Source organism: Roseateles chitinivorans, from assembly GCF_050632145.1.
Lineage (GTDB): Bacteria > Pseudomonadota > Gammaproteobacteria > Burkholderiales > Burkholderiaceae_C > Roseateles > Roseateles chitinivorans_B.
Genome location: NZ_CP192577.1, coordinates 234,581 through 250,065, shown reverse-complemented (window position 1 = coordinate 250,065; position 15,485 = coordinate 234,581). Strand labels below are relative to the sequence as shown.

Annotated in this window: 13 protein-coding genes, 1 other RNA gene and 1 pseudogene; 9 read left to right on the top strand and 6 right to left on the bottom strand. The window is 69.7% G+C overall.

What is annotated here, in order from left to right:
- Window positions 1–16: 16 nt before the first annotated feature.
- From ACQ86G_RS01200 to ACQ86G_RS01180, 5 genes and pseudogenes are all read right to left on the bottom strand, one after another.
- Entirely contained in the window at window positions 17–1,141 is a 1,125-nt protein-coding gene (locus tag ACQ86G_RS01200) for an acyltransferase family protein (protein ID WP_431258941.1), read from the bottom strand.
- Window positions 1,142–1,326: 185 nt separating this feature from the next.
- Window positions 1,327–1,794, bottom strand: a complete 468-nt coding sequence (locus tag ACQ86G_RS01195; protein WP_431258940.1) for a GNAT family N-acetyltransferase — start codon at window positions 1,792–1,794, stop codon at window positions 1,327–1,329.
- Between the two features lie 97 nt (window positions 1,795–1,891).
- Window positions 1,892–2,227: RNase P RNA component class A (gene rnpB / locus ACQ86G_RS01190), an RNA gene on the bottom strand.
- 44 nt (window positions 2,228–2,271) lie between these two features.
- Entirely contained in the window at window positions 2,272–2,973 is a 702-nt protein-coding gene (locus ACQ86G_RS01185; RefSeq protein ID WP_431261555.1) for a hypothetical protein, read from the bottom strand.
- Between the two features lie 47 nt (window positions 2,974–3,020).
- Window positions 3,021–3,320 (bottom strand): annotated as a pseudogene (locus ACQ86G_RS01180) (Gfo/Idh/MocA family oxidoreductase); the annotation flags it as partial.
- Between the two features lie 134 nt (window positions 3,321–3,454).
- Here ACQ86G_RS01180 and ACQ86G_RS01175 point away from each other — a divergent pair.
- The 3 genes from ACQ86G_RS01175 to ACQ86G_RS01165 all read left to right on the top strand — a co-directional run bounded on the left by ACQ86G_RS01175 (window position 3,455) and on the right by ACQ86G_RS01165 (window position 7,820).
- Window positions 3,455–4,678, top strand: coding sequence for a multidrug effflux MFS transporter (locus ACQ86G_RS01175; protein ID WP_431258939.1), 1,224 nt, complete (start codon window positions 3,455–3,457; stop codon window positions 4,676–4,678).
- Window positions 4,679–4,804: 126 nt separating this feature from the next.
- Window positions 4,805–5,773, top strand: coding sequence for a carbonic anhydrase (locus ACQ86G_RS01170; RefSeq protein WP_431258938.1), 969 nt, complete (start codon window positions 4,805–4,807; stop codon window positions 5,771–5,773).
- A gap of 220 nt (window positions 5,774–5,993) precedes the next feature.
- The gene (locus ACQ86G_RS01165; protein WP_431258937.1) at window positions 5,994–7,820 is read left to right on the top strand and encodes a methyl-accepting chemotaxis protein; all 1,827 of its coding nucleotides are present in this window, start codon (window positions 5,994–5,996) and stop codon (window positions 7,818–7,820) included.
- Between the two features lie 92 nt (window positions 7,821–7,912).
- Here the strand turns inward: ACQ86G_RS01165 and ACQ86G_RS01160 are convergent, their stop codons facing one another.
- On the bottom strand, window positions 7,913–8,599 hold the full coding sequence (locus tag ACQ86G_RS01160) for a TetR/AcrR family transcriptional regulator (RefSeq protein ID WP_431258936.1): 687 nt from the start codon (window positions 8,597–8,599) through the stop codon (window positions 7,913–7,915).
- Between the two features lie 219 nt (window positions 8,600–8,818).
- On the opposite strand from ACQ86G_RS01160, the gene ACQ86G_RS01155 reads away from it, so the two are divergent.
- From ACQ86G_RS01155 to ACQ86G_RS01130, 6 genes are all read left to right on the top strand, one after another.
- Complete coding sequence (locus ACQ86G_RS01155; RefSeq protein WP_431261546.1) at window positions 8,819–9,937, top strand: MBL fold metallo-hydrolase; 1,119 nt, start codon at window positions 8,819–8,821, stop codon at window positions 9,935–9,937.
- A 400-nt stretch (window positions 9,938–10,337) separates the two neighbouring features.
- A complete protein-coding gene (mraZ, locus tag ACQ86G_RS01150; RefSeq protein ID WP_067282905.1) occupies window positions 10,338–10,766 on the top strand; it encodes a division/cell wall cluster transcriptional repressor MraZ in 429 nt (142 codons plus the stop codon).
- Window positions 10,767–10,771: 5 nt separating this feature from the next.
- A complete protein-coding gene (rsmH, locus tag ACQ86G_RS01145; RefSeq protein WP_431258935.1) occupies window positions 10,772–11,788 on the top strand; it encodes a 16S rRNA (cytosine(1402)-N(4))-methyltransferase RsmH in 1,017 nt (338 codons plus the stop codon).
- Window positions 11,785–12,123, top strand: coding sequence for a cell division protein FtsL (gene ftsL, locus ACQ86G_RS01140; protein ID WP_431258934.1), 339 nt, complete (start codon window positions 11,785–11,787; stop codon window positions 12,121–12,123). Before rsmH ends, ftsL begins: the two co-directional genes overlap by 4 nt.
- Entirely contained in the window at window positions 12,120–13,952 is a 1,833-nt protein-coding gene (locus ACQ86G_RS01135; protein ID WP_431258933.1) for a peptidoglycan D,D-transpeptidase FtsI family protein, read from the top strand. The genes ftsL and ACQ86G_RS01135 overlap by 4 nt, the downstream gene beginning before the upstream one ends.
- 13 nt (window positions 13,953–13,965) lie before the next feature.
- Window positions 13,966–15,477 (top strand): UDP-N-acetylmuramoyl-L-alanyl-D-glutamate--2,6-diaminopimelate ligase, encoded by a 1,512-nt coding sequence (locus tag ACQ86G_RS01130; protein ID WP_431258932.1) that lies wholly within the window; start codon window positions 13,966–13,968, stop codon window positions 15,475–15,477.
- Window positions 15,478–15,485: the final 8 nt, after the last annotated feature.

Sequence of the window (15,485 nt, the reverse complement as noted above, 5' to 3'; positions counted from 1 at the left end):
GCTCGGGGCTCAGGCTTCAGGCCGTGGTCGCCGGGATCGGCACCGCGCGTGGCGCGGTGCGCCGGCGCAGCCAGGCGACCACCGGCAGCTCCAGGCACCGTCCGATGAGCCAGCCGCCGGCAACGGCCAGCGTGACCGCGATCGAGAAGGTCACGACCTCCGGCAGCGCGTGATACAGGCCGGCCTTCGCCAGCAGCGCCAGCACGATGTTGATCAGCAGGCAGTGGGCGAGGTACAGCGAATACGACACCGCGCCCAGCTGCGCGAGCGATGCCGGAACCCGCACCGCCTGGCGCCGCTCCCTGGCCACGAGCGTCGCCAGCACCAGCGCGGAGGCCAGTCCCAGGGCAACGCGCCCGCCGAACGCATGCGCGCCCTGCGGGCCGAGCCGCTCGTAGAGCACGGCGGCCACGAAGGCCGCGCCCACCCACAGCCCTTGCCGGCGGATCAGCGGCAGCGTCGCGCGGCGGGCCAGCAGCCCCGTCGCGACGCCCATCAGGAACTGCAGGCAGTGCGGATCGCCCAGCTTCCACGGGAGTTCGCCCGGCAGCGCGCCGAAGGCCTGCGCCACCACCAGCACGGCCCAGAGTCCGTACAGCGCGAGGCCGCCGCGCAGGTGCAGCAGCAGCACGCAGAAGCTCAGGTAGAACAGCACCTCGTACTGCAGCGACCAGGCGACGCCGACGTACTCCGGCGGGTTCCCGCCGATCCACAGCAGCAGCGTGCCGGGGATGTCGTCGCTGCCGAGTTCCGAGACCGGCGTGCGGCCGGCCAGGAGCCGCGACAGGATCGACGGTCCGGCGGTCATTGCCAGCACCATCCAGTAGATCGGGAACACGCGCACGAAGCGCTTCCACAGGTAGCCCGGCCAGCGCGCCGCGCCGCGGCCCAGTTCCGCGTGGTGGACGAAGGTGATGATGAAGCCGCTCAGCACGAAGAAGAAATCGACGCCGACGTAGCCGAAGTCGAACAGGCCGCCCAGCGCGACATGGCCGGTGAACTGGGGGACGCGCATGAGGTGCGTCGCGTGCATGAGCACCACCGCCAGCGCGGCGAGCGCGCGGGCCGCCTCGATCGAGGCCAGTTTCGGCGCGTGTGAACCGGCGTGGGAGCCAGCCCATGGAGAGGCGGTCGGAGCCATGAGGCGGCAGCGCGTCGGCGAGAGCCAGGACAGCCTCGCACGGTACGGCGGCCCGGCGTCGTCCGGTCACCCGAGGTCCCCCGGGACGGGGAACCCCTGCAGGGGACAGCGTCCGCGCCGTCGACCCTGCATCACTCCCGCTTCAGCCCTTCACCGCCCGCCTCTGCGGTGACCCTGCATCGACCTCAACTGGCCGTCAGCCGCTTTTCCATGAAGACCGACAGCGGGTCCTCGGCATAGCTGCCGAACGGCGCGCGGCGGTCGTAGCCCAGGGTCTCGTACAGCTTGAGCGCCTCGGGCTGGTGCACGCCGGTCTCCAGGCGCGCCAGTCCGATGCCTTGCGCCCTGAGATGGGACTCGAGCTCTTCCATCAGCACCTTGGAGATTCCGCGTCCCCGGAAGTGCGGCTGGACGAACACCCGCTTGATCTCGCCGTACGGCCCCTCGGCGTCGTCGACGACCTTCACCGCCGCGCAGCCGGCCAGCCATTCCGCCAGCCACACGCCAATGAAGCGCACGCGCGGCTGGGCCAGCGCCTGCGGGTCTTCGAGGTGGTTGCTCTCGCTCGGGTAGAGGGCCGCCATGTACGCGTCCGACTGCGCCAGCAGGGACATCGCGGCGGGGCTGTGGGGGTCGAGAGGTTCGATCTGCATGGCCCGAAGGTAGCAACCGATGTGCCCAACCGGGCGGGATCCGCGAAAGACCCTGCAAAGTTCTGCAAGCCAATGTTCGCTTGCAGCGTTGTCATAAGTGTGAAGCAAGCCGATAGGCCGGATTCTGTGCGCGGATCCTCTTGCGATTCGCCGCGTGACCGCCATTCCTCTGGGCCGGGCATCACTGCCCGGCTCGGTGCCACCTACCCGCCAGCTCTGCGAGCCGCATCGACGCTGGCCTACTTGGTGTTGCTGCGCGTAGAGATTGCCCGTTTCACCCGATGCGGGCTTGCGCCCGCACCGACTCGTCTCTGTTGCTCTGATCCTCGGCTTTCGCCGGGCAGCCGTTAGCTGCTACGCCGCTCTATGCAGTCCGGACCTTCCTCCAGTGCCGTGTTTCCACGATCGCACCAGCGGCGGTCTGGCTTGCTTCACGGGGGCGAGTTTACCCTGCGGTGTCCCCCGCCCGGAGGCGGTTCAGGCCTTGCCGGCCAGCAGGGTCTCGATGGTCTTCTGCACCGCCAGCGCTTCCGCGAAACCCGGCAGGCTGTGCGAGTGGCCGTCCAGCATCGCCGACCAGTGGCTGAGCTGGTCGGTCATGCCGTTCATGCGCAGCGTCTCCGCGTCGCCCATGCTCTGGATGCGTTCGCCCTGGCGCTGCTGCGTCACGCCGAACCAGTCGCGCAATTCGATCTCGCCTTCGTTGGCGCGCCACAGCATGCGGTTGTCGTCGGCGCGCTCACCGCCCAGGCCCGCGCTGATCGTCACCGGGACGCCGGCGGCGACCAGTTCCGCCTCCACCGAGAGTTCCGATCCGACGCCGTCGTCCGGGTACTCGACGCGGCTGCGCACGACCTGCGCCGGTCCCAGCACCCGTTGCAGCACGAAGATGAAGTGCGACAGCACCTCGCGCGAGAAGCCGCCCTCAGCGCGCTGGGCCAGCCAGGCCCCCGCGCCGGCCTGCCAGGGGCGCGGCCAGGCGGCGAAACGCAGGTCGATGCCGACGCTTTGCAGCGCGCCCATCGGGCGGCGCGACCCCGCGCCGAACGCCAGCTGCAGCTGCGCCAGGCCGGTCGACGAGGCCAGCGAATAGTTGACCGCCGCCCGCTGCCGCTCGCGCTCGATGCGCTCGATGCAGGCGCGCGCGGCCTCGAAGTCGGTGGTGAGGGCTTCTCGCACAGCACCGGCAGGCCGGCGTCGAAGGCCTGCTCCGTCAAGGCGATGTGCGGTCCCGGCGGTGTCGCGATGTAGAGGCCGTGCAGGCCCGGCTCGCGGATCAGCGCCTCGGCGCTGGTGGCCGCGCGCAGCAGCGGGTAGTGGGCCAGCGCCTGCGCCAGCACCTCGGGGTTCTGGTCCCAGACCCGGGTCACCCGCAGACGGGCATGCCCGGCCAGACGGGCCAGCATCCGCTGCCCCATCACGCCCAGTCCGACCACCCCAATGCTCAATACGCCTGGCACCACGTTCCCCGCCCGAAGTTCCGCAAAAGTCCCGCAGTGTAGGGGCCCCGCTACACTGCCGGTCATCGCGCGGGCCGCCCGGGCGACCCGCGCACGCTTCGCCCGCAAGCGGCGTTCCCGGTCGGCATGACCGCCGGTCCCCCGACTGCCGGGCGTTATCGTCGGCAGATTCCGTCCGCACGCTCGCACCGCACCCACGCATGAACCCCGAAGCCAGCCAACTGTGGCGCGCCCCGCGCTGGGCCCTCGCCATCCTGCTGGCCGCGCTGGCCACGGTGGGGCCGTTCTCGATCGACACCTACATCCCGGCGTTCGCGGGCATCGCGAAGGCGCTGGATGCCACGCCGATCGAGATGCAGCAGACGCTGTCGGGCTACCTGCTCGGCTTCGCGGTGATGAACCTCTTCCACGGCGCGTTGTCGGACAGCTTCGGCCGCCGGCCGGTCGTGCTGTGGGGCATGGCCGTCTTCGCGCTGTCCTCGATGGGTTGCGCGCTGGCCGGCAGCATCGGCCAGCTCGTGTTCTGGCGCACCGTCCAGGGCCTGTCGGCCGGGGCGGGCGTGGTCGTCTCGCGCGCCATCATCCGCGACATGTTCCCGCCGTCGGAGGCGCAGCGGGTGATGTCGCAGGTGACGATCTTCTTCGGCCTCGCGCCGGCGATCGCGCCGATGATCGGCGGCTTCCTCTACGTGCACGCCGACTGGCACGCGATCTTCTGGTTCCTGGTCTTCATCGGCGCGCTGCTGTTCGCGGTCACCTGGCGCCTGATGCCGGAGACCCTGCACCGCGACCACCGCCAGCCGTTCCACGTCGGGTCGCTGCTGCGGGGCTACCGGTCGCTCGTCGGCAGCCGCCGCTTCCTGCTGCTGGCGCTGGCCAGCGGCATCCCGTTCAACGGCATGTTCCTGTACGTGCTGGCCGCGCCGGTGTTCCTGGGTGAGCACCTGGGCCTGGCGCCGACGCAGTTCTTCATCTTCTTCCTGTTCAGCATCGGCGGGATCATGGGCGGCGCCTGGCTCAGCGGCCGGCTCGCCGGCAGGATCGCGCCGCGCAAGCAGATCCGGCGCGGCTTCCTGATCATGGGCGTCACGTCCATCGCCAACGTCGTCTGCAACCTGACGCTGCCGCACAGCGCGTTCTGGGCCTTCCCGCTGATCAGCAGTTTCGCGTTCGGCTGGGCGCTGATGGTGCCCGTGGTGACGCTGCTGGTGCTGGACCAGGCGCCCGAGCGCCGCGGCATGGCGTCCTCGCTGCAGGCCTGCATCGGCAGCGCGGCCAACGGCCTGGTCGCCGGCGTGCTGGTGCCGATGGTGATGCATTCGATGCTGGCGCTGGCGGTGACGTCCGCCGCCATGATGTGCATCGGCCTGGTCGCCTGGACCTGGGTCAAGCGCGAGGTGTCCGCGGCGCCGCCGCCGGTGTGACATCGGGGCATCGGAACATCGCGGCCGGCCTCAAGATGGCGGGCCAGGCTCCGAAATAGAAGGGTGATCCTTCTGTCCCGCGCTGCCCGGCGCTGTTGCGCGGACCTGTTCCCGGAGCCTTCCTTCATGTCTGACCGTCCAGGATCCGGCGCCTCGCTGCCGGCCGCCCTCTGCCTCAGCCTCTCCCTGCTGCTGCCCGCCACGCTGCGCGCGGCCGAGCCCGCGCCGGCGCCGAAGGGAGAGGCGTCCGGCGAACAACTGCGTGATCGACTGGCGGACCGCCTGAAAGAGGACGCGGCCGCGCTCAAGCTGAGCACCAAGCCCGCCGGCGTGGCCGCGGACGTCAAGACGAACAACCCGGTCGACCTGCGCGCCCGCCGTGCCGCCAAGCCCGCCGTGGCCGCCTCGGGCGCGAAGTCGTCGACGCCGTGGTCCTACACCGGCGACGGCGCGCCCGACAAATGGGGCCAGTTGCAGCCCGAGTTCCGCCAGTGCGCGATCGGGACCCGCCAGAGCCCGATCGACCTGCGCGACACGATCAAGGTCGACCAGGAGCGCATCCAGTTCGACTACAAGCCCAGCAGCTTCTCGGTGGTCGACAACGGCCACACGATCCAGGTGAACGTGGCGCCGGGCAACGGGCTGACGATCATGGGTCGGCGGTACGAGTTGCAGCAGTTCCATTTCCACCGCCCGAGCGAGGAACGCATCAACGGCCGCCAGTACGACATGGTCGCCCACCTGGTCCACAAGGATGCCGCGGGGAAGGAGGCCACCGTCGCGGTGCTGCTGGAGCGCGGCCAGGACCAGGCGCTGATCCAGACCGTCTGGAACCACCTGCCGCTCGAGCGCGGCGACACCTACACGGCGCCGGTCCCCATCGACCTCACGCAACTGCTGCCCAAGGACCAGGGCTACTTCTCGTACATGGGCTCGATGACAACGCCCCCCTGTACCGAAGGCGTGCTGTGGCTGGTCCTGCGTCAGCCGGTGCAGGTCTCGTCGCAGCAGATCTCGGTGTTCTCGCACCTGTATCCGATGAATGCGCGTCCGCTGCAGGCGCCGTCGGGCCGTCTGATCAAGGAATCGAACTGAGCCGCGGGACCCTGGGGTCCCGCTTCGGGCCGGCGTCGTGACCCCCGTCACGGCACCGGCCTTCTTCTTGGTGGAAACCCTTGGCTTGGGCCGAAACGCCGGGAGAATCCGGGCCGCCGCGATCGCGATCTGCGCGATTCTTGATTTGCATCAATGACTTGCGGCGAATCCTCATCCGCCTGCTCCGTCCTCGGAGGGGCTCTTCTCCCAGGACCCCGCCGTGTTGAAGACCATCAAGTCACGCCTGATCGCGATCAGCATCCTCATCGTGGTGGCTGCCGTCGCGCTCGCCACCTTCGCCAGCTATTGGGCCGTGCGTGATCACGCGCGCCGCCAGGTGCAGGCGCAACTGACCGATCTGGCCACCGCCAACGCCGCGGGCGTCGCCGCCTGGGTGAAGACGCAGAAGGACGTGGTCGCCGCGATGGCGCCGGCCGCGACGCTCGAGGACCCGCGCGCCGTGCTGACCCAGGCGTTGCAGTCGGGCCGGCTGGACCTGGCCTACGTCGGCGGCGCGGACAAGCGGATGATCTCCATCCCTGACCGCCAGCGTCCGGCGGAGTACGACCCCACCGGTCGCGGCTGGTACAAGCTGGCCTCCGGCACGGACCAGCCGGTGATCACCGCGCCCTACGTGGCGGCGTCGAGCAAGAAGCTGGTGGTGACCTTCGCCAGCGCGGTGCACGCGGGCGGCGAGATCAAGGCGGTGGTCGGCACCGACGTGGCGCTGGACGACATCGTCGCGACGATGAAGTCCATCAAGCCGACCGCGAGCGGCTTCGCGATGCTGCTGGACAAGCAGGGCACCGTGATCGCCCACCCGGACGCGGCATTGACGCTGAAGCCGGTGAAGGACCTGTCCGCCGCGATCGACGGCGCGCTGCTGACGACCGCGCACGGCGACGAGCCGACGCTGGCCGAGGTCGGCGCCCACCGCTTCTTCCTGAAGGCCGTGGACGTGCCCGGCACGGACTGGGTGCTGGTCGCCGCCGCCGAACGCAACGAGGCCCTGGCCGCGCTGTCCGACGTGCTGCGCAACGCGGGCCTGACGATGCTCGTGGTCACGGTCGTGGCGGCGCTGGTCGCGGCGGCCGCCGTGGGCGCGCTGCTGAAGGGCCTGGCCGGCATCAAGCGCGCGATGAACGACATCGGCGCCGGCGAGGGCGACCTCAGCCAGCGTCTGCAGGTGCGCGGCGAGGACGAGCTCGCCGACATCTCGCGCGGCTTCAACCAGTTCGTGCACAAGATCGAGCAGGTCATGCTGCAGGTCCGAGAGACCAGCCAGTCGATCGCGGTCGCTTCGCGCCAGATCGCCGCCGGCAATCATGACCTGAGCCAGCGCACCGAGGAGACCGCCAGCAACCTGCAGGAGACCGCCAGCTCGATGGAGCAACTCAACAGCACCGTGGCCAACAGCGCCGCGAGCGCCGACCAGGCGCGGCAACTGGCCGACACCGCCAGCCGCGTCGCACGCCAGGGCGGCGAGGCGATGGGGCAGGTGGTCTCGACGATGCAGGCGATCAGCACCAGCTCGCGCCAGATCGGCGACATCATCGGCACGATCGACGGCATCGCGTTCCAGACCAACATCCTGGCGCTGAACGCGGCGGTCGAGGCGGCGCGCGCGGGCGAGCAGGGCCGCGGCTTCGCGGTCGTGGCGAGCGAGGTGCGCGCATTGGCGCAGCGTTCGGCGGGCGCGGCCAAGGAGATCAAGACGCTGATCACGGCCAGCGTCGAGCGCGTCGACACCGGCGCGCGCCAGGTGTCCTCCGCCGGCGAGACGATGAACGAGGTCGTCGGCAGCGTGCAGCGCGTGGCGCAGATGATCGGCGAGATCAGCCACACCGCGCAGGAGCAGAGCCACGGCATCGGCCAGGTGAACGTGGCCGTCGCGCAGCTGGATCAGGTCACCCAGCAGAACGCGTCGCTGGTCGAGGAATCGGCCGCCGCCGCGGAGAGCCTCAAGGACCAGGCGCAAAAGCTGGCCGACGTCGTCGGCACCTTCCGCCTGAGCGGCTCGGCGTCGACGTCCCCGACGACGTTCTGATCCCCGCCCTTCTTGCCCCCTCTCCCGCTTGCGGGAGAGGGAAGGGGTGAGGGCCAGCGGCCGTCGCAGGACGGCGATGCCGGGCGTGTTGCTCAGCGCGCCGGATCGACCGCGTGGAAGCGCAGGAACATGTCGGTCGCCGAATCCGCCACCTGACGCTGTTGCGCCTTGTCCAGCGGCGGCTGCCCCATCGTGATCTGCGGCCAGAACGCGAAGCCCTTCACCAGCGCCTGCAGCTGCGCCGCGGCGAAGGCCGGATCGCCCGCCTTGAGCCGGCCGTCCGCCATCGCCACGCGGATCCACACGGTCAGCGCTTCCTCGCGGCCGCCGAGCCGGCACAACATCTCCCGCGCCCGCTGCGGCGCATGGATCGCCTCGGCGATCAGCACCCGCGCCAGGTCCAGGAACTGCGGGTCGTCGCTCATCGCGAGCTTCTGCTCGACCAGCGTCAGCAGCTGCTCGCGCAGCGGCAGGTCGGCGCGGTAGGTCAGCTTCAGCTTGGCTTCGGTCGCGACCCACAGACGCTCGAGGATCGCGTCGAACAGCGCGTCCTTGCCGCTGAAGTGGTTGTAGACGGTGCGCTTGGACACCTGCGCGCGGCCCGCGATGCGGTCCATGTTCGCGACCTCGAACCCGTGCTCGCGGAACTCGGCGATCGCCGCATCGACGATCGCCTGCCGCTTGCGGTCGGTCAGCCGCACCCGCTCGGCGTCGCCGATGGCGGCGAGTTCTTCGGGAGCGAGCGGCGCGGGCAGGGGGCGGACGGCGTCGGAAGTCATGGGATCAATCTTACACCGGGGAGTTTACTTTTCAGATTCCAGCGTCTAGACTGCTGAAAAACTACACTGTGTAGTGCAAGTTTTCAAATGAGCCCGCAACCTCCCCGACCCCCCGTCGTCCGTACTGCCCGCGCGCTGATGCCGCGCTCGCTCACTGCCCTGAGCGGCGTCGCCGCCGTCCTGATTGTTGGAGCCCTTGCCATGACCGCTTCCCGCGTGATGTCCTCGCCCGCCGTGGTGCCCTCGAACGGGGTCTCCGCCCCTGCGCCGGAGGGCACCCAGCCCGCCCTCGAGCAGTCGCCCCAATGGGCGAAAGGCCAGTTCCACAACCCGGCCGTGGAGCCCGAGCAGGGCTTCTGGAAGACGATGGGCATCATGTGGGACTTCATGTTCCACAAGCCCGCCGGCACCGCGCCGGACGCGCCCATCGAGGTGCAGGCGCTGACCAAGGCCCAGCTGCTGGCCGCGCCCGACCGGACGCTGTTCCGCCTCGGCCACTCGACGGTGCTGCTGAAGCTGCGCGGCCGCTTCTGGCTGACGGATCCGGTGTTCTCGGAACGTGCGTCGCCGTTCTCGTTCATGGGCCCGAAGCGCTTCCACGCGCCGCCGATCGCGCTCGACGAGCTGCCGGAGATCGAGGCCGTGATCCTGTCGCACGACCACTACGACCACCTCGACCACGACACCGTGCTGGCGCTGGCGCCCAAGGTGCGCCACTTCGTGACGCCGCTGGGCGTCGGGCAGCGCCTGATCGACTGGGGCGTCCCGGCGGCCAAGGTCCAGCAGTTCGACTGGTGGCAGGGCACCTCGATCGCCGGCGTGCAACTGACGGCGACGCCGGCGCAGCATTTCTCCGGCCGCAGCCTGAGCGACCGCAACTCGACGCTGTGGGCCTCGTGGGTGCTGATCGACGACGACCTGCGCGTGTTCTTCAGCGGCGACACCGGCTACTTCGACGGCTTCAAGGCGATCGGCGAGCGCTTCGGTCCCTTCGACCTGACGCTGATGGAGACCGGCGCCTACGACCCGCGCTGGCCCTATGTCCACATGCAGCCCGAGCAGACGATGCAGGCGCACGTCGACCTGAAGGGCAAGCGCCTGCTGCCGATCCACAACGGCACCTTCGACCTGGCGATGCACCGCTGGCAGGACCCGTTCGAACGCATCAGTGCGCTGGCTCGCCTGCGCAACGTGGAACTGGTGACGCCGGTGATCGGTTCACCGCTGGCGATCGAGCAGCCGGGGCCGACGCCGCAGTGGTGGCAGGGGGCTGCTGCTGCCTCGCCCGTCACGGCGGGTCCGGATCGGGCGCCGTCGGCTTCTGCGGCGACACCCTGAGCGGCCTCCCCTCGACCGTTCCCCCAAAAGCCCGGCTCCGCCGGGCTTTTTGCATTGCTCCCACTTTGCGGACGCTTCCGGGCGGCTCGGGGCTCTCCGAGGCGGAATGACGGGGGATGACCGGGGGAATGACGGGGTGGTCGGCCCGCGCATGGGGCAAAGCCGCCGGTACCGCTGTCCTGGTTTCAGGGGGTACAAGCCACGGCTTGAGTTGATCCATCACTTGCACAGCAGTTCTTAAGTCCTTCATTCTTAACGACTTTTATTTCATGAGCTGGCTTGAAAATGGGAGCTAAGTAATTGATTTGATTGGGAAAAACGCCAAATTTCCTTGACCGGGATACATCTCGCCATTAAAGTGGGAGAAAGTGCAATTCGGTGGGGCAAAGTGGCGAATGTCGTGTTTCAGGGGGCGAGTGCCTTGGCGTTGGACGCCAAGGGGCGCTTGACCGTCCCTGCACGGCACCGCGAGGTCCTGCAGGCCCTGTGTGGCGGCCAGCTCACGCTGACCAAGCACCCCGAAGGCTGCCTGATGCTCTTCCCCCGTCCCGCCTGGGAACAGTTCCGCGACAAGGTCGCCGCGCTGCCCATGTCGGCCGCCGGCTGGAAGCGCGTGTTCCTCGGCAATGCCCAGGACGTCGAGATCGACTCCGCCGCCCGGGTGCTGATCGCGCCCGAGCTGCGCACCGCCGCCGGCCTGCAGAAGGACACGATGCTGCTCGGCATGGGCAGCCACTTCGAACTGTGGGACGCGCAGGCCTACGCCGCCCATGAGGCCGCCGTCATGCAGTCCGAGATGCCGGCCGTGCTCCAGGACTTCAGCTTCTGACCGACATGAGCGAGCAGTCCCCTTCCTCCGCCGCCCCCGCCTTCACGCACACGACCGTGCTGCTGCACGAGACGGTCGACGGCGCGTTCACGACCCCTGACGGCATCTACGTCGACGGCACCTTCGGGCGTGGCGGCCACTCGCGCCTGCTGCTGTCGCGGCTGGGGGAGAAGGGGCGGTTGATCGGCATCGACCGCGACCCGGAGGCGGTCGCGGCCGCGACGTCCGGACCAACGCGGGTCGACGACCCGCGTTTCCACATCTGCCACAGCGCGTTCGCCGACATGGCCGCGCAGCTCGACGCGCTGGGCGTCGACCAGGTCGACGGCATCCTGCTGGACCTGGGCGTCTCCAGCCCGCAGATCGACAACCCGGAGCGCGGCTTCAGCTTCCGCTTCGACGGCCCCCTCGACATGCGCATGGACACGACGCGGGGCGAAAGCGCCGCGGACTTCATCGCCCGCGCGGAGGTGGACCAACTTGCACAGGTGATCCGCGACTATGGTGAAGAACGGTTTGCTCTCCCGATTGCAAAGGCGCTTGTGGCTCGCCGGGAAGGCGGGCGCCCTGTCCGGACAACCGCCGAGCTTTCCCAAGTCGTGGCTGGTGCAGTCAAAACCCGCGAACCGGGCAAGGACCCTTCGACGCGCACATTTCAGGCTCTACGGATATTCGTCAACGCCGAGCTTGAGGAGCTGCAGCAGGGGCTGAAGGCCGCGCTGTCCAAGCTCAAGCCGGGCGGCCGGCTGGCGGTCATCAGCTTCCATTCGCTGGAGGACCGCATCGTCAAGAACTTCATCGCCGAGCACAGCAAGGAAGTGTTCGACCGCCGCGCGCCCTTCGCCGAGCCCAAGCCGCAGCCGCTGCGCGCCATCGCACGCATCAAGCCGAGCGAGGCCGAGGTCGCGGCCAACCCGCGCTCGCGCTCGTCGATCCTGCGCGTGGCCGAGCGCACCGACGCCCCGCTGCCGCCGCCGGTGCCGGAAGACACCGGCAAGCGCAAGAAGGGCGGTCGCCGATGATCGGACGCCTGAACCTGCTGCTGATCGTCGCGGTGCTCGTCTCCGGCGTCTACATGGTGCGCAGCGCCTACGACTCGCGCCGGCTGTTCACCGAACTCGACCGCGCGCAGACCGAGGGCCGCCGGCTCGAGGCCGACTACCAGAAGCTGATGGCCGACCGCCAGGCGCAGGCGACCAACCTGCGTGTCGAGCAGGTCGCGCGCGAGCGCCTGAAGATGCGCCCGATCTCGCCGGCGATCACCTTCAATCCCGAGGCGCCGGCGATCGAGGCCAGCGGCGTGCGCGGACGTCCGCAAGCCGCGGCGCAGGCGGGAACCCCAGGAGCGGCCCGATGATCGGCAAGCTCCGCAAGAAGCTGGGGAACAGCGCCCGCAACGCCTCGCGAAACGTTTCCAGAAGTGCCGCCAGAAACGGCTCGACGCGCGGCGTCAGCTATTCGAGCAGCCCGCTGCTGGCGTCGAAGACGCCGCCGTGGCGCTCGCGTTTCCTGGTCGCGCTGGTGGGCCTCGCGTTCACCGGCCTGCTGGCGCGCGCGGCCTACATCCAGCTGATCGGCGAGGACTTCTTCCAGCGCCAGGGCGAGGCCCGCTACGCCCACAAGATGGAGTTGCCCGCCAGCCGCGGCAAGATCAGCGACCGCAGCGGCCAGGTGCTGGCCGCCAGCGTGGCCGTGCCGTCGATCTGGGCGTTCCCGAAGGAAGTCGACACCGATCCCGACAAGCGCCGCCAGTTGGCGAAGCTGCTCGACATGTCGCGCTCGGAACTCGACAAGCGCCTCGACCCGGCCAACCGCTTCGTCTTCCTGCGCCGCCAGGCGGACGACGAGACCGCCCGCAAGATCAAGGAACTCGGCCTGAAGGGCGTGTTCCAGGACCGCGAGTACAAGCGCCAGTACCCCGAGGGCGAGGCCGCCGCGCACATCGTCGGCTTCACCAACATCGAGGAGCAGGGCCAGGAGGGCATCGAGCTCGCGTTCCAGAAGGACCTGCAGGGCCGTGACGGCTCGCGCTCGGTCGTGCGCGACCGGCTGGGTCGCGTCGTCGAGGACATCGGCGAGCGCGTGCCCGAGACCAACGGCAAGGACATCGAGCTGTCCATCGACGCGAAGGTGCAGTTCTTCGCCTACCAGCGCGTGCGCGACGCGGTGGCCGAGAACAACGCCAAGGCGGGCTCGGTGGTGGTGCTGGACGCGCACACCGGCGAGATCCTCGCGCTGGCGAACTTCCCGAGCTACGACCCCGGCCACCGGCAGAACCTGTCCGGCGAGCAGCTGCGCAACCGCGCGCTGACCGACGTCTTCGAGCCCGGCTCGACGATGAAGCCGTTCACCACCGCGCTGGCGCTGGAGACGGGCCGCGTGCGGCCCGACACGCTGCTGAGCACCGGGCCGCGCAGCGTGGTCATCTCCGGCTGGTCGCCGACCGACGCGCACCCGCACGGGGACCTGACCGTGACGCAGGTGATCCAGAAGTCCAGCAACATCGGCGCCGCGCGGATGGCGCTGATGATGCAGCCGCGCGAGATGCACGAGATGTTCACCGCGATCGGCCTGGGCCAGCGGCCGCAGATCGACTTCCCCGGCGCGGTGACCGGCAAGCTGCGCCCGTGGAAGAGCTGGCGCCCGATCGAGCAGGCGACGATGAGCTACGGCTACGGCCTGTCCGCGTCGCTGCTGCAGCTGGCGCGTGCGTACACGGTCTTCGCGCGCGACGGCGACATCATCCCGATCACGATGACCAAGCACCCGGCCGACCAGCCGGTGAACGGCATCAAGGTCTTCAGCCCCAAGGTCGCCGCGGACATCCGCGGGATGCTGCAGATGGCGGCCGGCCCGGGCGGCACCGCGCCGCAGGCGATGGTTCCCGGCTACAGCGTCGGCGGCAAGTCCGGCACGGCGCACAAGCAGGAAGGCAAGGGCTACGCGAGCCACAAATACCGTTCGTGGTTCGTGGGCATCGCACCGATCTCCAGGCCGCGCATCATCGTGGCGGTGATGGTCGACGAGCCGAAGAACGGCCAGTACTTCGGCGGTGCCGTGGCGGGGCCGGTCTTCAGCCAGGTCGTGGCGCAGACGCTCAGATTGCTGGGCGAGGCGCCGGACCTCGACGTGAAGCCGCAGATCGTGGCGCAGCAACGGCTGCAGGCCGTCGACGAGAGTTTCTGAGCGGGCACGAACCATGTTGATGCATCTGAAATCCCCCGAAGCCGCCGCCCGCTGGCTGCAGGAATGGACCCCGAGCGGCCAGCTGCGCACGGACAGCCGTGCGGTGGGCGCGGGCGACGCATTCATTGCGTGGCCGGGTTATGCCAAGGACGCGCGGCAGTTCGTCGCGGGCGCGCTGGCGGCCGGCGCGGCGACCGCGCTGGTCGAACACGCCGGTGCGGCCGAGTACGGCTTCACCGACGCGCGCATCGCGTCGCTGCCCGATCTGAAGCTGAACTGCGGCCGCATCGCGTCGGCGTTCTATGGTGAGCCGAGCAAGCGCTTGAACGTGCTCGCCGTCACCGGCACGAACGGCAAGACCTCGAGCGCCTGGTGGATCGCGCAGGCGCTGACGCTGCTCGGATCGCGCTGCGGCGTGATCGGTACCTTGGGTGTCGGTCAGCCGCCGGTGCCGGGCGCGACGACGAACGCGACGATCGAAGCCACCGGCCTGACGACGCCGGACCCGGTCCGTCTGCAGGAAGCCTTCAAGCGCATGGCCGACGACGGCTATGGCGCGTGCGCGATCGAAGCCTCCTCGATCGGCATCGAGGAGCACCGGCTGAGCGGCACCACGATCCAGGTCGCGCTGTTCACCAACTTCACGCAGGACCACCTGGATTACCACGGTGGCATGGATGCCTACTGGGTGGCCAAGCGCAAGCTGTTCGACTGGGACGGCCTGAAGGCCGCGGTGCTGAACCTCGACGATCCGAAGGGCGTCGCGCTCGCCGCCGAGCTGGGCGCCGCCGGCAAGCTCGACGTGTGGACCTACGGCCTCGACCGTGCCGATGCGCGCCTGAGCGCCGTCGACCTGCGTCACGACGCGAGCGGTCTGGCGTTCACGCTGCGCGAGGGCGCCGCGTCGGTGCCGGTGCAGACCGGCCTGATCGGCGACTACAACGTGTCCAACCTGCTCGGCGTGATCGCCGGCCTGCGGGCGCTGGGCCATGGACTCGAAGACATCGCGCGCGTGGCCGCGCTGGTCACGCCGGTGCCGGGCCGCATGCAGCGCGTCGGCAGCGGCCGTGAACTGCCGCAGCTGGTGGTCGATTACGCCCACACGCCCGATGCGCTGGACAAGGCGCTGAGCGCACTGCGGCCGCTGGCCGCCGCTCGCGGTGGCGAGCTGCGCGTCGTGTTCGGCTGCGGCGGCGACCGCGATCCGGGCAAGCGTCCGTTGATGGGCGCGATCGCCGCGCGGCTGGCCGCGCACCTCGTGCTGACCAGCGACAACCCGCGCACCGAGGACCCGCTGAAGATCCTCGCCGACATCGAGGCCGGCCTGCCGGCCGGTGTCGCGCGTGAGGTGATCGCGGATCGCGCCGAGGCGATCTCGCATGCCGTGGATCAGGCGGGCGCCCGCGATGTCGTGCTGGTCGCCGGCAAGGGGCACGAGGATTACCAGGAGATCCATGGCGAGCGCCGGGCGTTCTCCGACGTGCAGGCGGCTCGCGCCGCGTTGATCGAAAGGGCGGGGCTGTGAGCGACGCC